At 64.7% G+C, this 15882-nt stretch carries 17 protein-coding genes and 1 tRNA gene; 5 read left to right on the top strand and 13 right to left on the bottom strand.

Annotation, left to right across the window (positions count from 1 at the left end; translation table 11 throughout):
* Positions 1-75 precede the first annotated feature (75 nt).
* The 8 genes from J0I42_RS12110 to J0I42_RS12075 all read right to left on the bottom strand — a co-directional run bounded on the left by J0I42_RS12110 (position 76) and on the right by J0I42_RS12075 (position 7858).
* A complete protein-coding gene (locus J0I42_RS12110) occupies positions 76-414 on the bottom strand; it encodes a GlsB/YeaQ/YmgE family stress response membrane protein (protein ID WP_291655087.1) in 339 nt (112 codons plus the stop codon).
* Between the two features lie 60 nt (positions 415-474).
* Entirely contained in the window at positions 475-1248 is a 774-nt protein-coding gene (locus J0I42_RS12105) for an alpha/beta hydrolase family protein (RefSeq protein WP_291655086.1), read from the bottom strand.
* A 67-nt stretch (positions 1249-1315) separates the two neighbouring features.
* The gene (gene lpdA, locus J0I42_RS12100; protein ID WP_291655085.1) at positions 1316-2755 is read right to left on the bottom strand and encodes a dihydrolipoyl dehydrogenase; all 1440 of its coding nucleotides are present in this window, start codon (positions 2753-2755) and stop codon (positions 1316-1318) included.
* A 9-nt stretch (positions 2756-2764) separates the two neighbouring features.
* Positions 2765-3466 (bottom strand): hypothetical protein, encoded by a 702-nt coding sequence (locus J0I42_RS12095; protein WP_291655084.1) that lies wholly within the window; start codon positions 3464-3466, stop codon positions 2765-2767.
* A gap of 32 nt (positions 3467-3498) precedes the next feature.
* Positions 3499-4839, bottom strand: a complete 1341-nt coding sequence (locus J0I42_RS12090) for a pyruvate dehydrogenase complex dihydrolipoamide acetyltransferase (protein ID WP_291655083.1) — start codon at positions 4837-4839, stop codon at positions 3499-3501.
* 15 nt (positions 4840-4854) lie between these two features.
* Entirely contained in the window at positions 4855-6264 is a 1410-nt protein-coding gene (locus J0I42_RS12085; protein ID WP_291655082.1) for a pyruvate dehydrogenase complex E1 component subunit beta, read from the bottom strand.
* A gap of 59 nt (positions 6265-6323) precedes the next feature.
* The gene (pdhA, locus tag J0I42_RS12080) at positions 6324-7406 is read right to left on the bottom strand and encodes a pyruvate dehydrogenase (acetyl-transferring) E1 component subunit alpha (protein ID WP_291655081.1); all 1083 of its coding nucleotides are present in this window, start codon (positions 7404-7406) and stop codon (positions 6324-6326) included.
* 173 nt (positions 7407-7579) lie between these two features.
* Positions 7580-7858, bottom strand: coding sequence for an FtsB family cell division protein (locus tag J0I42_RS12075; protein WP_291655080.1), 279 nt, complete (start codon positions 7856-7858; stop codon positions 7580-7582).
* 174 nt (positions 7859-8032) lie between these two features.
* Here J0I42_RS12075 and J0I42_RS12070 point away from each other — a divergent pair.
* Positions 8033-8107: transfer RNA gene (locus J0I42_RS12070), tRNA-Lys, on the top strand.
* A 55-nt stretch (positions 8108-8162) separates the two neighbouring features.
* Here the strand turns inward: J0I42_RS12070 and J0I42_RS12065 are convergent.
* Positions 8163-8441, bottom strand: coding sequence for a hypothetical protein (locus J0I42_RS12065; protein ID WP_291655079.1), 279 nt, complete (start codon positions 8439-8441; stop codon positions 8163-8165).
* A gap of 216 nt (positions 8442-8657) precedes the next feature.
* On the opposite strand from J0I42_RS12065, the gene J0I42_RS12060 reads away from it, so the two are divergent.
* A complete protein-coding gene (locus J0I42_RS12060) occupies positions 8658-8825 on the top strand; it encodes a hypothetical protein (protein WP_291655078.1) in 168 nt (55 codons plus the stop codon).
* A 24-nt stretch (positions 8826-8849) separates the two neighbouring features.
* Here the strand turns inward: J0I42_RS12060 and J0I42_RS12055 are convergent, their stop codons facing one another.
* Positions 8850-9053: a hypothetical protein gene (locus J0I42_RS12055; RefSeq protein ID WP_291655077.1), complete on the bottom strand. Its 204-nt coding sequence runs from the start codon at positions 9051-9053 to the stop codon at positions 8850-8852.
* 271 nt (positions 9054-9324) lie between these two features.
* Between J0I42_RS12055 and J0I42_RS12050 the strand changes: the two genes are divergently transcribed.
* Positions 9325-9861 (top strand): PRC-barrel domain-containing protein, encoded by a 537-nt coding sequence (locus J0I42_RS12050; protein WP_291655076.1) that lies wholly within the window; start codon positions 9325-9327, stop codon positions 9859-9861.
* Between the two features lie 94 nt (positions 9862-9955).
* Here J0I42_RS12050 and J0I42_RS12045 read toward each other — a convergent pair whose 3' ends face one another.
* Complete coding sequence (locus tag J0I42_RS12045; protein WP_291655075.1) at positions 9956-11485, bottom strand: NAD(P)H-hydrate dehydratase; 1530 nt, start codon at positions 11483-11485, stop codon at positions 9956-9958.
* A gap of 279 nt (positions 11486-11764) precedes the next feature.
* Here J0I42_RS12045 and J0I42_RS12040 point away from each other — a divergent pair, with 279 nt between their 5' ends.
* Together J0I42_RS12040 and glnA are read left to right on the top strand one after the other, a co-directional pair.
* Positions 11765-12103, top strand: coding sequence for a P-II family nitrogen regulator (locus J0I42_RS12040; protein WP_291655074.1), 339 nt, complete (start codon positions 11765-11767; stop codon positions 12101-12103).
* A 94-nt stretch (positions 12104-12197) separates the two neighbouring features.
* Positions 12198-13607, top strand: coding sequence for a type I glutamate--ammonia ligase (gene glnA / locus J0I42_RS12035; protein ID WP_291655073.1), 1410 nt, complete (start codon positions 12198-12200; stop codon positions 13605-13607).
* A 137-nt stretch (positions 13608-13744) separates the two neighbouring features.
* Here glnA and J0I42_RS12030 read toward each other — a convergent pair whose 3' ends face one another.
* Both J0I42_RS12030 and J0I42_RS12025 read right to left on the bottom strand, forming a co-directional pair.
* The gene (locus J0I42_RS12030; RefSeq protein ID WP_291655072.1) at positions 13745-14962 is read right to left on the bottom strand and encodes a glycosyltransferase family 4 protein; all 1218 of its coding nucleotides are present in this window, start codon (positions 14960-14962) and stop codon (positions 13745-13747) included.
* Between the two features lie 12 nt (positions 14963-14974).
* On the bottom strand, positions 14975-15880 hold the full coding sequence (locus J0I42_RS12025; RefSeq protein WP_291655071.1) for a glycosyltransferase family 2 protein: 906 nt from the start codon (positions 15878-15880) through the stop codon (positions 14975-14977).
* Between the last annotated feature and the right edge of the window lie 2 nt (positions 15881-15882).

Genomic DNA, 15882 nt, shown 5'->3' with positions numbered 1-15882 from the left:
TATCCCCCTGGCCATGCGCGGTTGCGCGGCAAAACAACGGAGACGGCGGCGGCCGGTTCCACCCGCGATCTTAGCTCAGGCGATGAAACGTGCCAGCAGGATGACGAGGATGGCGCCGAGCACCGCCATGCCGGCATCGTCGAGGAAGCTGTAGCCTGTGTTGAGGCGCCAGCCGGTCAGGCGCACGATGCCCTGCCCGACCAGCATGCCGAGTACGCCGACGACCGCATGGCGGATCACACCGCCACCGCCGACGACCAGGCTGGCAGCAAAGCCCGTAAACGTACCGAATGCCACGGTCGGCAGGATGACGCTCCAGTCGAGCGGCAACGTTCGGCGCGGCGGCAGGATCTCGATCTCCTCGTCGCGGACGACGCGATCGGGCTTGGCAGATTTGCGGGTGCGTGGCGGCATCGGCGCAATATGGAGCGCGGGTGGGCGGACGCCAAGCCGATCATGCCCTATCGTGGTGGATCAGCGCGCCATCGCGCCCAGCGCGGATATCGAGGTCGCCGCCAGCGCGCCGCTGAAACCATGTCCGCCGCCGACGATTTGCGCTCTCGCCGGCAGGCCTCGCGCCTGCGCCTTGGCGACATAGTCCGCTGCCAGTTCCGGGCGGGTGTTGTCATCGGCCTGGCCGGTGACGGCTATGACGGGCGTACCGCCGGGAATGCCCGACACATAGTCGACCGGCGACTGGGCCGAGCCGGGCCTCCGGCCGCGGCTGGCATACCAGGCGGTCACGTCGCAGGGGCAGGACACCAGCACGAGCCCGTTGATCAGGCCCGGGTTGTTGCCGGCCACCACGCCGATCGTGCCGGCACCGCCCGAATGCCCGAGAGCTACGACACTGCGGGCGCTATAGCGCTGTCGCAGCTCGCTGATCGCCCCGGCGACGGCGCGGTTGTTGCCGGAATGGAACGTATCGCGCCGGCCGTTGTCGGAACCGTCGCTGCGCTGGCCGGTGCGGTCGTAATAGCCGGGCCGCAGCAAAGCGACCGCCACCACATTCTTGCGCCCGGCGGCGAATTGCCGGGCGTAAGCGTACATGTAATCGGCCGGCCCACCGGCCGAGACGTCGCCATGGACGAAGATCGCGAGCACAGGACGCGAACCGGCCGACGCCGCGCCGAAAGTCTCATAGGCCAAGCCGTTGGCGCATTTGTCGCCTTCGCAGGCCAAGGCTCCGGCGCTGCCAAACAAGGCAGCAGCGAAAACCGCGAGAAACCTCACTGCCAAGCGCTTCATGACTTGCCCCCGCCCTGGCGCCTGCGGAGAGCCGGCTCCGCGGGCTCTCCGTCATCGTCGTTGCGCCTCAGGCGTTGAGGACCTTGCCGTAGGCGTCGAGCACGCTCTCCTTCATCACCTCCGACAGGGTCGGATGCGGGAAGATCGTGTGCATCAGTTCTTCCTCGGTCGTCTCCAGGTTCATGGCGACGACGAAGCCCTGGATCAGCTCGGTCACTTCCGGGCCGACGAGATGGGCGCCGAGCAGCTTGCCGGTCCTGGCGTCGAAGATCGTCTTGGCCATGCCGCTATCCTCGCCGAGCGCCACGGCCTTGCCATTGGCGACGAAGTTGAAGCGGCCGACCTTGATCTCGTGGCCGGCGGCCTTGGCCTTCGCCTCGGTCAGGCCGACGCTGGCGATCTGCGGGTGGCAATAGGTGCAACCCGGGATCATCAGCTTGTCCATCGGGTGCGGATGCAGGCCCTTGATAGCCTCGACGCAGATCACCGCCTCATGCTCGGCCTTGTGGGCCAGCATCGGCGGGCCGGCGACGTCGCCGATCGCATAGACGCCCTTGACGTTGGTCCGGCAGAGATCGTCGATGACGATGCAGCCGCGATCGGTCTTCACGCCGAGCGCATCGAGGCCGAGATTCTCGATATTGCCGACGACGCCGACGGCCGAGATCATCCGGTCCGCCGTGATCGTCTGCTTGCCGCCCTTATCGTCCTCGATATGGGCGGTGACGGAGTCCGCGCCCTTTTCGACCTTCGTCACCTTGGCGCCGGTGATGATCTTCATGCCCTGCTTCTCGAAGGCCTTGCGCGCAAAGGCGCCGATCTCGGCATCCTCGACCGGCACGACCTGCGGGAGCACCTCGACCACGGTCACCTCGACGCCCATCGTCCGGTAGAACGAGGCGAACTCGATGCCGATGGCGCCGGAGCCCATCACGAGCAGCGATTTCGGCATCTTGGCCGGCACCATCGACTCGAAATAGGTCCAGATCAGCTTGCCGTCCGGCTCGAGACCGGGCAGCGCGCGCGGCCTTGCGCCGGTCGCGACGATGATGTGGTCGGCGGTATAGGTGCCCTCGCCCTTGGCGTTCTTGGGCGGCGGCGTCTGCGGCTGCATCGCCGGCTTCTTGGTCGGCGCGACCACGATCGTGCCGGGCTTGGTCAGCTTGGCCTCGCCCCAGATCACGTCGACCTTGTTCTTCTTCATCAGGAACTGGACGCCGTTGTTCATCCGCGCGGCGATGCCGCGCGAACGTTTCACGATCGCATCCAGATCGGCCTTGAACGAGCCTTCCAGCGTCAGGCCGTAATCCTTGGCGTGCTGGCCGTAATGCAGGATCTCGGCCGAACGCAGCAGCGCCTTGGTCGGGATGCAGCCCCAGTTCGAGCAGATGCCGGCAAGGTGCTCGCGCTCGACGATCGCTGTCCTGAAGCCGAGCTGCGCGGCCCGGATCGCCGCGATGTAGCCGCCGGGGCCGGAGCCGATGACGATGATGTCGTAGTCAGCCATGATTTCACCCTACGGTATTGCCGGTAATCTGGCAGTTGCCAATTTTGCGATAAACGACCCAATAAAATAAGATAATACGATAAAAATAGACATTCCAAAGACTATCGAAACTAAAAACCCATCAACGTAAAAAGCATCGTTGCTTGAGATTATAATACGAGTGATTAGAAAATTTCCAAAATTTAAAGCCGACATAAGAGCGAATAGATAGATTAAACTTACCTTCACTTTAAAATAACTGCACCCAAGCGCAATGATGACGACAAATGGCAATGCACTGAAAAACCCCGCAATGCTCGCAATGAAAGCGCCGACCTTCTCTGCGTTGATGACGTTCAAGAGGTCACTTGCAGATAAATCTCGAAAAAGATTGTGTATATGATATGCTTTCGTCAGCGACGCGATCATGAATCCGAATATGAAGCAGTAAAATTGGTACAATAAGAATATCACTACCGTAATTATCATCGTTTCGGAATTAAAATCCAAGCGTCCCACATACTTAAGATTAAATCCATCGAATCTTTGTGAAATTTTTGAATAAATAAAAGCAGCCGCAATAAGAGTTGCGTTCTTCAAGCCGTCGATGAAGTGAAATAGCGGACTCTTGTCGGTAATCAAATTCTGAATAAGACCGACAAGAGCCCATGCGATCGAAACGATGGTCACTGCAAGGAAAATGCAGAGTGCCTTCCTGAGCGACAGATTCATCACCGACAGCCCAATTAGCGACCGAATTATACCTATACCAGCATCGCCATGGGCTTCTCGATATAGCCCTTGAACGCCGCGAGAAGCTCGGCGCCGAGCGCGCCGTCCACGGCGCGGTGGTCGGTCGAGAGCGTCACCGACATCACCGTCGCCACGGCCGGCTGGCCGCCCTTGACGATGACGCGCTGCTCGCCGGCGCCGACCGCCAGGATCGTCGCATGCGGCGGATTGACGATCGCCGCGAAGTCCTTGACCCCGAACATGCCGAGATTGGAGACCGCCGTCGTGCCGCCCTGATACTCCTCGGGCTTCAGCTTGCGGGCCTTGGCGCGGGCCGCCATGTCCTTCATCTCGTTGGAGATCTGCGACAGGCTCTTGTGGCAGGCGTCGCGGATGATCGGCGTGATCAGCCCGCCCGGGATCGAGACGGCGACGCCGACATCGGCATGCTTGTGCTTGAGCATGGCGTTGTCGGTCCAGGACACGTTGGCGTCCGGCACGGCCCTGAGCGCCAGCGCCAGCGCCTTGATCACCATGTCGTTGACCGAGAGCTTGTAGGCCGGCTTGCCGTCCTTCTCCGGCGCCGCGGCGTTGAGCTCCCCGCGCAGCTTCAGGAGCGCATCGAGCTCGCAATCCACGGTGACGTAGAAATGCGGAACCGTCTGCTTGGCCTCGGTCAGGCGGCGCGCGATCGTCTTGCGCATGCCGTCATGCGGGACTTCTTCGTAGGAGCCCGGCTCGAACAGCTTCTTGACCTGCTCGTCCGAGGGACCGCTCGCCAGCGGCGCAGCCGCAGGCTTGGCGGCCGGTGCCCCGGCGGGAGCGGCAGCCGGAGCAGCCTTGGCGCCACCACCGGCCTTGGCCGCCTCGACATCCTTCTCGACGATGCGGCCATGCGGGCCGGAGCCCTTGATCGCATTCAGGTCGAGCCCGGCATCCCTGGCGATGCGGCGAGCAAGCGGAGAGGCGAAAGCACGGCTGCCGCCAGCAGAAGCCGGAGCCGCCGCAGCCGGTGCGGGAGCCGCGGCAGCAGCCGGAGCCTCAGCCTTCGGCGCGTCGCTCTTGGGCGCCTCGGTCTTGGCAGGCGCAGCGCCACCGGCCGCCGGAGCGGAGATGCTCTTGGCGTCCTCGCCCTCGCCGGCGATCACGCCGATCACCTCGTTGACCGGGACATCGGCCGTGCCTTCGGGCACCACGATCTTGGCGAGCACGCCTTCGTCGACCGCCTCGACCTCCATCGTGGCCTTATCGGTCTCGATCTCGGCGATGATGTCGCCGGACTTGATGGTATCGCCTTCCTTCTTCAGCCACTTGGCGAGATTGCCCTTCTCCATGGTCGGAGAAAGCGCGGGCATCAGGATGTTGGTCGGCATCGGTCAGCCCCCCTCTCAGCGATAGCAGACGGCCTTGGCCGCCGCGATGACCTCACCGACATTCGGCAAAGCGAGCTTCTCGAGGTTCGCGGCGTAAGGCATCGGCACGTCCTTGCCGGTGACGCGGGCGACGGGGGCGTCGAGATAGTCGAAGGCCGCCTCCATGATCTTCATGCCGATCTCGGCGGTGACGCCGGACTGCGGGAAGCCTTCCTCGACCGCGACGCAGCGATTGGTCTTCTGCACCGAGGCGATGACGGTCTCGATATCCATCGGTCGGATCGTCCGGAGGTCGATGACCTCGGCCTCGATGCCCTCCTTGGCCAGCGCCTCGGCGGCGCCGAGCGCATAGGTCATGCCGATGCCGAAGGAGACGATCGTCACGTCCGTGCCCGGACGCACCACCTTCGCCTTGCCGATCGGAATCAGGAAGTCGTCGCCCTTCGGAACGTCGAAGGACTTGCCGTACATGATCTCATTCTCGAGGAAGATCACCGGGTTCGGATCGCGGATCGCGCTCTTCAGCAGCCCCTTCGCGTCGGAGGCGCTGTAGGGCATCACCAGCTTGAGGCCCGGCACGTTCGAGTACCAGGCCGCATAGTCATGGCTGTGCTGGGCGCCGACGCGGGCGGCCGCGCCGTTCGGACCGCGGAATACGATGGGGCAGCCCATCTGGCCGCCGGACATGTAGAGCGTCTTGGCGGCGGAGTTGATGATCTGGTCGATCGCCTGCATGGCGAAGTTGAAGGTCATGAACTCGACGATCGGCTTCAGGCCGGAGAGTGCCGCGCCGACGCCGATACCGGCGAAGCCATGCTCGGTAATCGGCGTGTCGATGACGCGCTTCGGACCGAATTCCTGCAACAGGCCTTGCGTGACCTTGTAGGCGCCCTGGTACTCGGCGACCTCCTCGCCCATGACGAACACGTCCTTGTCGCGGCGCATCTCCTCGGCCATCGCGTCGCGCAGGGCTTCGCGGACCGTGGTGCTGACGAGCTCGGCGCCGGCCGGAAATTCCGAAGAGGAATCGTAGGCCTTGGCCTGGGCGGGAATGCTGTCCGGCTTGCTGGCAGCCGGGGCATCCTCGGCCTTGGCCGGGGCCTTTTCCTCGGCCTTGGGCTCCGCCTTGGCTTCGGGAGCGGCAGCCTTGCCGCCACTGCTGGCGGCGGCGGAGACATCCTCACCCTCGGCCGCAATCACGCCGATCGGCGTGTTTACGGCAACGTTCTCGGTGCCGTCCGCGACCAGGATCTTGGCAAGCACGCCTTCGTCAACCGCCTCGACCTCCATCGTGGCCTTGTCGGTCTCGATCTCGGCGATGATGTCGCCGGCCTTGACCTGATCGCCCTCCTTCTTCAGCCACTTGGCCAGTTTTCCTTCCTCCATGGTGGGAGAAAGCGCAGGCATGAGAATGTCGATCGGCATGAACGCACCCGGATTCTAAGACGCGGGGAAAAGGATGAAGGCCGGCAGGCGCAGGGCGATCAGCCCCGCGCGGTCTCCAGCAGGATATCGGTGAAGAGTTCCGACGGATCCGGCTCGGGATCATGCGTTGCGAACTCGGCGGCATCGTTGACGATCTCGCGCACCTTGGCGTCGATTGCCTTGAGTTCGTCCTCGCCCACCTTGAAGTCGCGAACCAGACGGGCGCGAACCTGCTCGATCGGATCATGCTCCTCGCGCATGCGCTGGACTTCGTCCTTGGAGCGATATTTCGCCGGATCGGACATGGAATGCCCGCGATAGCGGTAGGTCTGCATCTCGAGGATATACGGGCCCTTGCCGGAGCGTGCGTGCTCGATGGCGCGGAACGCCGCCTCGCGCACGGCGCGGACATCCATGCCGTCGACCTGCTCGCCTGGAATACCGAAGGAGACGCCGCGCCGGGAGAAATCGGTCTGCGCCGAGGCGCGGCTGACCGCCGTGCCCATGGCGTAACGGTTGTTCTCGATGATGAACACGACCGGCAGCTTCCAGAGCTGGGCCATGTTGAAGCTCTCGTAGACCTGGCCCTGATTGGCCGCACCATCGCCGAAATAGGTCAGCGAGACCGTCTTGTCGTCGCGATACCAGTCGGCGAAGGCGAGGCCGGTGCCGAGCGAGACCTGCGCGCCGACGATGCCGTGGCCGCCATAGAAATTCTTCTCGCGGCTGAACATGTGCATCGAGCCGCCCTTGCCGCGCGAGTAGCCGCCGCGCCGGCCGGTCAGCTCGGCCATCACACCGCGCGATTCCATGCCGCAGGCCAGCATGTGACCGTGGTCGCGATAGCCGGTGATGACCTGGTCGCCATCCTTGGAGGCCATCTGCATGCCGATGACGACGGCTTCCTGGCCGATATAGAGGTGGCAGAAGCCGCCGATCAGGCCCATGCCATACATCTGACCGGCTTTCTCCTCGAAGCGCCGGATCAGCAGCATCTCGCGATAGGCGTGGAGGTCTTCGTCCTTCGTGAAGGTCGGGATGTTGCTGAGGGCTCCCGCGTCCTTGCCGGCCCTGGCCTTTGCCGGCTTCGCGGCGGCTTTGGGTTGAGCGGGAGCTTTCGACTTACGCGCAGCAACAGCCATAGGCGGTCCTCCAAGGTCATTCGATCCAAGTTGTAGAGGATCAAAAAAACCTTGGCGAGGACGCTATCTCGCAGTGCAGCATGGCCCAACCTCTTGAAAAACAAGAGGCGCATCAATTTAACCGAATTCAAGTTAATCGATACGTCTGGAACTAAGCGGGAGGCATTTTTGCCTCAGCGCCCCATGATGACGACATCGTTCTTATGGGTCCTGCCGAGGATTTCGCGGGCATTTTCTTCGAGGAGGTCGCGATCGACAGCTTCGCTTCGCACCAGGGCCAGCTTCTGCTCCCAGGATTTGCGCTCGGCCGTCAGGGTGGCGAGCTCGCCTTCCATATCGCGCAGCGACTCCCGGATGGCGCCGCGTGCTTCGAGGCCACGCGCGCCGTGCTGGGCGTGGAACATGAAATAGGCCACGGCCGCCCCCGACACGACGTAGAGGGCCAATGTCACGAAGATCGACCGGAGACCGCGGCGAATAACCATGTCGAAAACGCTAGGGCGGTTTGGTTTCCGCCGAGTTAACGCAACCTGCAGGAACCGGCTCGCCTCCACCGCAAAATCGCGCGACCTGCACGGAACGAGTTGACCGCCGCCCTTCCGCTCCGTATGTCAGCGGCCCGGTGAGGGCGGGTAGCTCAGTGGTAGAGCACGTGACTTTTAATCATGTGGTCGAGGGTTCGATCCCCTCCCCGCTCACCACGTCCGGATCGCGATTGCGCCGGCAGCAGCAGGCGCGCGCTCTCGATATCGTTCCTCAGCCGAGCCGCCGGGTCACGCCCCCGCCCTTGTGCCCATGATCGGGGCGGATCGCCGGCGCGGGCAGCAGATACGCGCCGCCGCTCCTTCCCAATGCAGGCCAGCCGGGATCGGCATAGGCATTGAGCTCCCAGCAGCGCAGGCGCTGACGTTCCGCGTCGGTCGTGGCATCCGAACAGGCCGCGACTTGCGATCGCTGCCAGAAGGCCGCTGCAGGCTTGCCTGTCGCCGCCAGCCCTGCTGCCGCCAGGCAGGCCGGAATCAGAAAACCTCGCATCGCCCGCCCTTTCGGCACCTTGCTCCCAACCGGGAACGCTCACCATGCCCCGCTCGCCTTGCCGAAGGCTTAAGCCGAGGAGACGGCGCCGCGGGTGGAACCCATGCTGCCCGAAGACCGTTCGGATCGGCGGGGCGAAACCTTCGCTATCGTCGACATGCCGCGCCCCTCACCGCTGGCGGGCAACTCCGCCTCGCAGCCCAGGAGAACAAGCCCGTGAAGCTGCCCATCGTGATTCACACCGACGAAGACTACGATCGCGCCCAGCAGCGCGTGAAAGAGCTGAACGCAATGCCGGACAGCGCGGACAAGGAGCGCGAGCTGCATGCGCTGGCCGAAGCCATGCTCGCCTTCGAATTGCGGCGCGATGACGCCGATGACTGATCGCAACGCGCCAGGCCCGAAAACTCAGCAATCGTTGCTCGCGTTGAGATCTTCGGGGCGCAGCCCTTCGTCCGGTTCCACCGCATGCTCCGGACTGGCCGCCCAGACGGCGAGAATCTCCGTGATGACCTCGGCACGCGAGTGCCCCGGCCGATGGAGATCGATATGACGATCGAGCACGGCGAGCGTGCGCTCGTCGACGGAAAGCGTGACAGGAACGGCCGGCATCGGAGCACCTTGTAGCACCGCGTGCGGAACAGCACCCGCGGCTGCGACGTTTCCACGGATGCGGCATTGGAACATAGCTCCAGCCAGCAAGCAATCACCCGGCGACAACAAGTTTAAGACGCCAGGTCAATGAATTTTGTCATTATTCCGACCATACTCTCGCAGCATTCGAACAGAAATCGAAATCAACCGAATTATCATCTGAACAATCCTGCTTCTCGTTTGTTGTCGACTCGACCCGCCTGAAAGCGGAAACAATCGGGAGAAAGATATGATCAGGCATCATCACTTCATGTTGTCGACCGTTGGTGTCGCGATGCTCGCCACTGCCGCCATGGCCCAGACCAGCGCGCCGACGCCGCCCTCTTCAGCCCCCGTAGCACCGACCGCAACGCAGTCGACCGCCAGCACCACGCCCGAAACCAATCTGGCCGGCCAGGGCAAGTGGCGCGCCAGCAAGCTGATCGGCGTCGACATCTACGGCCCGGACGACAAGAAGGTCGGCGACGTCACCGAGGTGATCGTCGACAAGACCGGAAAGGTCGAGATGGTCACGATCGGCGTCGGCGGCTTCCTCGGAATCGGCTCGAAGGACGTCGCAGTTCCGTTCGATCAGGTAAACTGGAGCGACCAGCCGATCGCCCCGCCGGCTCCGGCCCCGGCTGCATCCGGGAGCGCCGGCGGCACGGCCTCTGCGCCCGCCGCGACCGCCCCGAAGGCGCCGGCCATGTATCCGGATCACGGCAAGATCACGATGACCAAGGATCAGCTCAAGGCCGCCCCGGGCGTGACCTATTCCGGCACCTGACCGCGCTCCGCGCCGCGGATGGATCCAGAGCAAGGCCCGCTCCATAAAACGGAGCGGGCCTCTTTTCGGCCTGCCCATTACTGCCGGCGCTGCGTCAAGCGGTGAGGATGCCGCGCAGCAGCAACGGGACCGCCTCCGGAAGGTCGTCGGCGATCAGCCCTGCTCCGAGCCGCTCCCCTGCGAGGCCATGCAGCCAGGCGGCCGCGCAGCCGGCCTCGAATGCCGGCATGCCCTGCGCCAGGAGACCGGCGATCAGCCCGGCCAGCACATCACCGGCCCCCGCCGTCGCCAGTGCCGCCGAGCCCGTCGTATTGATGGCAGCACATCCTCCAGGTCCCGCGATGACCGTGTCCGGTCCCTTGTAGACGACGACCGCTCCGGACAACGCCGCGGCCTTCCGCGCCCGGGCGAGTTTTGAAGGCTCCCCGGCGATCGCCGGCTCCTTCCCGAACAGGCGCTGGAACTCACCTTCATGCGGCGTCAGCACGGTCTCGGTGCTGCGCCCGCGGAGAAGGCAGGCGCCGCCCTCGGCAGACCCGGCCAGCACAGTCAGCGCATCGGCATCGAGCACGGCCGGCCTGTCGCTCCGGATCACGGTCCGCACCAGGTCTTCCGAACGCCGGCCGAGCCCCAGAGCCGGTCCTGCCAGCATCGCTGATATCCGATGGCTCTCCAGAAATGCCTCCAAAGCCCGGCGATCACTCACCGCTCTCTGCATCAACGCATCCGGGCCACGCGCCGCATGCACCGGCAAGGCCGCGGGCTCGCACAGAATCGTTGCCAGCCCGGCCCCGATCCGCAGTGCCGCGCGTGCACCCAGCCGCGGCGCTCCTACGCCTGCGATCCCGCCGGCGAGCACGGCAACGGCGCCGCGGCGGAACTTGTGCGTATCGACTTCGTGCCTTGGCCAGGCACTCCGCCAGAGGGCCGGATCGTTGCGGAAGGCTGTCGGCCCGACCGCCTCAAGCGCCACCCCGGCGGGAATCCCGATATCCGCGACCGTCACCGGGCCGCAGAGCGATCGCCCCGGCTGGAGCAGATGCCCCGGCTTCAACCGGAAGAAGGTGACGGTTTCGCTGGCCCGGACGGCCACGCCCTCTCCTTGCCCGGTATCGCCGGATACGCCGCTCGGCATGTCGACGGCGATGACCGGACGCCCGGTATTGTTGAGAAAGGCCGCCGCTTCGGCGAAAGCTCCGGATAACGGGCGCACCAGGCCCGCGCCGAACAAGGCATCGACGAAGACGTCGCCCTGTGCTGAGCCCAGCGCGCTTAGCGGCTCCGCCGGGCCGCCCCAGCGCTGCAGAGCGATCGCGGCATCGCCCCTGAAACCCTCCGCGCCTCCTGGGGTTACCACACAGACCCTCAGTCCCCGCTCGCGCAGCAGGCGCGCCGCGACGAAGCCGTCACCGCCGTTATTGCCGGGACCACAGAGCAGCGTAACGGCGCTTCCGGCCCCGGCCCGCCGGAAGGCGGCGTCGGCCACCGCGCGGCCCGCACGCTCCATCAGTTCGATGCCGGGCGTGCCGGCCGCGATCGCGACGCGATCGGCCATCGCCATCTGCTGCGTGGTCAGCAAGGCGAGTTCCGCCCTGCCGACGGTATCCATGCCTGTCTCGTTCATGCCGCATCTTCGGGCGGTACCTTGCGGGCCGCAAGTTGCGGCGGAATGCCGCCTATGATCAACGGATGCGCAGATGCTCAATTTTTGTGCTGTTTTTTGCTCGTTCGCCGGGCGTCCGGGCGGGCGCTGCCGCATGGCGGGGCGTCGGCGCCAATGCTATGAGCAAAGCCAAGGCTGCACACGCCCGACGGCGCGGACCTGTTTCCGACGCCCGAGGGAGCTGCCAGCCACGATCCGGCCCCAGCCGGAGCCCGAGATGCAATGGAGGCCGGTCGGCGCATGAAGAAGATCGAAGCGATCATCAAGCCCTTCAAGCTGGACGAGGTGAAGGAGGCCCTTCAGGAAATCGGCCTGCAGGGCATCACGGTCCTGGAAGCCAAGGGCTTCGGCCGCCAGAAGGGCCATACGGAACTCTATCGCGGCGCCGAATACGTCGTCGACTTCCTGCCGAAGGTGAAGATCGAGATCGTGCTCGCCGACGACATGCTGGATCGTGCCATCGAGGCCATCATGAAGGCCGCCCAGACCGGCCGCATCGGAGATGGCAAGATTTTTGTATCGAGCATCGAGGGGGTGATCCGCATCCGCACCGGCGAGACCGGCGCGGATGCGATCTGAGGGTTTCCCCGTCATCGGATAACGAACCGCAGGCCGGCGGGAGCCGGCTGCGGCAGCGTCAATGTGAACATGGCTGGCAAGAGGAATTGCTGAAATGAAAAGCGCCAAGGATGTCCTCAAGGCGATCAAGGACAACGACGTCAAATACGTCGACTTCCGCTTCACCGACCCGCGCGGCAAGTGGCAGCACTGGACCTTCGACGTCAGCATCATCGACGAGGACATCTTCGCCGAGGGCACGATGTTCGACGGCTCGTCGATCGCCGGCTGGAAGGCCATCAACGAGTCCGACATGCTGCTGATGCCGGACCCGACCACCGCCGTGATGGACCCGTTCTTCTCGGCCGCGACCATGGTCATCAACTGCGACGTGCTCGAGCCCGGCACCGGCGAGCCGTATAGCCGCGATCCGCGCGGCATCGCCAAGAAGGCCGAGGCCTATCTGAAGTCGACCGGCATCGGCGACACCGTCTATGTCGGCCCCGAGGCCGAATTCTTCATCTTCGACGACGTCAAGATCGCGGCCGATCCGTACAATACCGGCTTCCGCCTCGACGCAGCCGAACTGCCGACCAACGGCATGACCGACTACGAGGGCGGCAATCTCGGCCACCGCATCGCCACCAAGGGCGGCTACTTCCCGGTCCCGCCCCAGGATTCGGCGCAGGACATGCGCGGCGAGATGCTCGCGGCCATGGCCTCGATGGGCGTCGCCGTCGAGAAGCATCACCACGAGGTCGCCTCGGCCCAGCACGAGCTCGGCATGAAGTTCGACACGCTGGTGAAGACCGCCGACCTGATGCAGACCTACAAGTACTGCATCCACAACGTCGCCCAGAGCTACGGCAAGACCGCGACCTTCATGCCGAAGCCGGTCTATGGCGACAACGGCTCGGGCATGCACGTCCACCAGTCGATCTGGAAGAACGGCAAGCCGCTCTTCGCAGGCAACAAATACGCCGATCTGTCGCAGGAGTGCCTCTGGTACATCGGCGGCATCATCAAGCACGCCAAGGCGCTGAACGCCTTCACCAACCCCTCGACCAACTCCTACAAGCGCCTCGTCCCGGGCTATGAGGCTCCGGTGCTGCTCGCCTATTCGGCGCGCAACCGCTCGGCCTCCTGCCGTATTCCGTGGACGACTTCGCCGAAGGCCAAGCGCGTCGAGGTCCGCTTCCCCGATCCGATGGCGAACCCCTATCTCGCCTTCTCGGCCCTGATGATGGCCGGCCTCGACGGCATCGTGAACAAGATCGATCCCGGCCCGGCGATGGACAAGGACCTCTACGACCTGCCGCCGCGCGAGCTGAAGAAGATCCCGACCGTCTGCGGCTCGCTGCGCGAGGCGCTGGAGGCGCTCAAGAAGGACAACGCCTTCCTCAAGGCCGGCGGCGTCTTCACCGAGGACTTCATCGAGAGCTACATCGAGCTCAAGATGCAGGATGTGGCTCGCTTCGAGATGACGCCGCACCCGGTCGAGTTCGCGATGTACTATTCGTACTGAGCAGGGTTCCGCCCGGACAGGATTTCCTCCTGACCGTGGCGCCCCTCAGCCCACTTCGAACCGGGGCGGCAACGCCCCGGTTTTTTGTCGGCCTCGCGGCGCGGATTCTTACAGATCGGCGGTTCTCGGCCTCGCCGTCATCGCTCTCGTCCGAGCAGGCCGCGATAGCTCTCGACCGTGCGCTGGACATGCCGGGCCGTCGTCAGGGGATCGGCCCAATAACGGCGATAGGCCAAGGCCCCCATAGCCCGCGCGCGGGCATCGTCCGTCAGCGAGCCCAGAGCGGCCGACAGCCCCTCGACATCCCCGCCCTCGACGAGGATGCCGTCCTCGCCGTCGACGACCCAGCTCGCCGGCCCCGTGGTTCGCGCCAGCACGACCGGTACGCCGAGAGCGCGCGCCTCGGCGATCACCAGCGGCCCGGGCTCGTACCAGAGCGAAGGCAGCACCAGGCAGCGCGCCTGCGCGATCTCGTCGAAGACGTGTTCCGCCGGTACCCAGCCGCGGATCTCGGCTTGCGGGTTGATCTGCGCGATCTCGCCGGCAAGAGGCCCTTCGCCGACGAAGCGAACGGGCATGCCGCTCGCCGCCGCGGCCCGCGCCAGCACGTCGCCAGCCTTCTCCTGGGTGAAGCGTCCGAGGAACAGAGCGTGTCGATTGGCCGCGACGTCGACGGGAGCGCGCTTGGGCGCTTCCATCATGTTTTCGACGACGGCATGGCGCGCCTGCTTCGGCAGGAACGGCTCGGCGAAGCGGCGAGCGAAATCGCTGACATGAATGAAGAGCGGCGTGGCGAGATCGGTCATTGCCATGTCGGAGCGCCATTGCCGCGCCACCCGAACGAGCTTGTGGACATAAGAAGTCCGGTCGCAGTTGCGGGCTATACAGCCGGCGGACATCGGCTTCTTCCGGCAGGGCCTGTTGGCGTTGAAGTCGAAATAGCCGCCGACCGGACAGAAAGAGAAATAGTCGTGCATCGTGATCGCGACCGGCAGCCCGCTTTTGCCGGCAGCCGCGATCGCCGCCGGGCTAAAAGCCTTGGTCCACTGATGCAGATGCACGAGCGTGTCACGGCGCGGCTGCCGAGCCAGAAGCTCCGTCAGGAAGCGATGGGCGGGGGCGTTCCAGATGCCTTGGCGCACCGCGGCGATCCTGCTGCCGACCTGCCAGATCTCCTCCCCGGCGAATTGTTCGACGCTGATCAGCGGATGGTTGAGCCGATCGGAAATCGGGCCGATTGCGCAGGCAAAGACGATCTCGACCCCGGCTTCGGCCAGCCCGCGCGCGCTCTCGATCGCGACCTTCGCGGCACCGCCGTTCACAGAGCCGAAATCGCTGATGATGACTGCGCGCATGAGATCCTGTCCTCAGCCCAGAGTCAGAATGCGCTGCGGAGCGAGCCGCCCGCGAACCAGATCCCAAAGCGCAAGCAGATTGCCCTTCAGCCGGCCGCGCCGGTCGATGAAACCCTGCGGCCACAGGCTGCCGAGAAGATTGGCCGCGAGATTGCCGACCACGAAACGAACGGCCCGCGACCGGCGCATCGTACCCTTGCGCACAACATAGATCGGGTTGGCGATCTGCGAATAGCCGAAGCGCAGGCCCGAGGTGCGGCCGCGCTTGACGCCGCGGTGCACGCCGCGCAGCGCGGTGGACAGAACGATCCGGCCCTGCCCCCTGAACTGGCCGGAGAAATCGACATCCTCGCACCACGCATAAAGCGGCAGGTTCTCGTCGAAACGCGCGCCAGCCTGCCTGATCGCTGCGATCCGGAACGCCGAATCCCCGCTCGGAGCGACGTCTACGGGCGATAAATGCCCCATTTCGGGCGGCTGATCTTTCGCCAGGATCGCAAGCACCTCCGGCATGTCGATCCCCGGGCCGCGAACGCCGTCAACGACTGTGTGCGCCGTCACGGCGGCGATATCGGGGTATTGCAGGAACAAGCGCTCGACCTCGGCGATGAAGCCATCGGCCAGGACATAGTCGTCGTCCAGGAACAGAATCGCATCCGCATCGCCGACGGCGTCGAGAATGGCGTTACGCTGGGCACACGAGCCTTGCGGACCTTCGATCCGCTCCACCGGGATCGCGAGAGCGCCGGCATGTTCCCAATCGACGTCATCGCCGCGAACCGGGCAGATCAGAATGCGGTCCGGGCGCCGCTCCTGCTTTTCGAGTTGCGACAGCGTCTCCCGCAGGACCTCGCGACGGCCGAGGGTCGGTATGCCGACGACGATGGTGAAGGGCTTATTGGCAGGGGTATCGATCATAA

Origin of the sequence: Allobosea sp., assembly GCF_017308015.1 — a bacterium.
Classification (GTDB): Bacteria; Pseudomonadota; Alphaproteobacteria; order Rhizobiales; family Beijerinckiaceae; genus Allobosea.
Note: the sequence above shows the minus strand (reverse complement) of the source record. Positions and strands in the feature narration are given on the sequence as shown.

Coding starts and splice junctions, on each gene's coding strand:
- pdhA (WP_291655081.1), bottom strand. CDS start 7,406: ATGGCTGTTGCTGCGCGTAAGTCGAAAGCTCCCGCTCAACCCAAAGCC.
- J0I42_RS12090 (WP_291655083.1), bottom strand. CDS start 4,839: ATGCCGACCAACATCCTGATGCCCGCGCTTTCTCCGACCATGGAGAAG.
- J0I42_RS12095 (WP_291655084.1), bottom strand. CDS start 3,466: ATGAATCTGTCGCTCAGGAAGGCACTCTGCATTTTCCTTGCAGTGACC.
- J0I42_RS12045 (WP_291655075.1), bottom strand. CDS start 11,485: ATGAACGAGACAGGCATGGATACCGTCGGCAGGGCGGAACTCGCCTTG.
- J0I42_RS12110 (WP_291655087.1), bottom strand. CDS start 414: ATGCCGCCACGCACCCGCAAATCTGCCAAGCCCGATCGCGTCGTCCGC.
- glnA (WP_291655073.1), top strand. CDS start 12,198: ATGAAAAGCGCCAAGGATGTCCTCAAGGCGATCAAGGACAACGACGTC.
- J0I42_RS12025 (WP_291655071.1), bottom strand. CDS start 15,880: ATGATCGATACCCCTGCCAATAAGCCCTTCACCATCGTCGTCGGCATA.
- J0I42_RS12085 (WP_291655082.1), bottom strand. CDS start 6,264: ATGCCGATCGACATTCTCATGCCTGCGCTTTCTCCCACCATGGAGGAA.
- J0I42_RS12040 (WP_291655074.1), top strand. CDS start 11,765: ATGAAGAAGATCGAAGCGATCATCAAGCCCTTCAAGCTGGACGAGGTG.
- J0I42_RS12050 (WP_291655076.1), top strand. CDS start 9,325: ATGATCAGGCATCATCACTTCATGTTGTCGACCGTTGGTGTCGCGATG.
- J0I42_RS12055 (WP_291655077.1), bottom strand. CDS start 9,053: ATGCCGGCCGTTCCTGTCACGCTTTCCGTCGACGAGCGCACGCTCGCC.
- J0I42_RS12030 (WP_291655072.1), bottom strand. CDS start 14,962: ATGCGCGCAGTCATCATCAGCGATTTCGGCTCTGTGAACGGCGGTGCC.
- lpdA (WP_291655085.1), bottom strand. CDS start 2,755: ATGGCTGACTACGACATCATCGTCATCGGCTCCGGCCCCGGCGGCTAC.
- J0I42_RS12105 (WP_291655086.1), bottom strand. CDS start 1,248: ATGAAGCGCTTGGCAGTGAGGTTTCTCGCGGTTTTCGCTGCTGCCTTG.
- J0I42_RS12065 (WP_291655079.1), bottom strand. CDS start 8,441: ATGCGAGGTTTTCTGATTCCGGCCTGCCTGGCGGCAGCAGGGCTGGCG.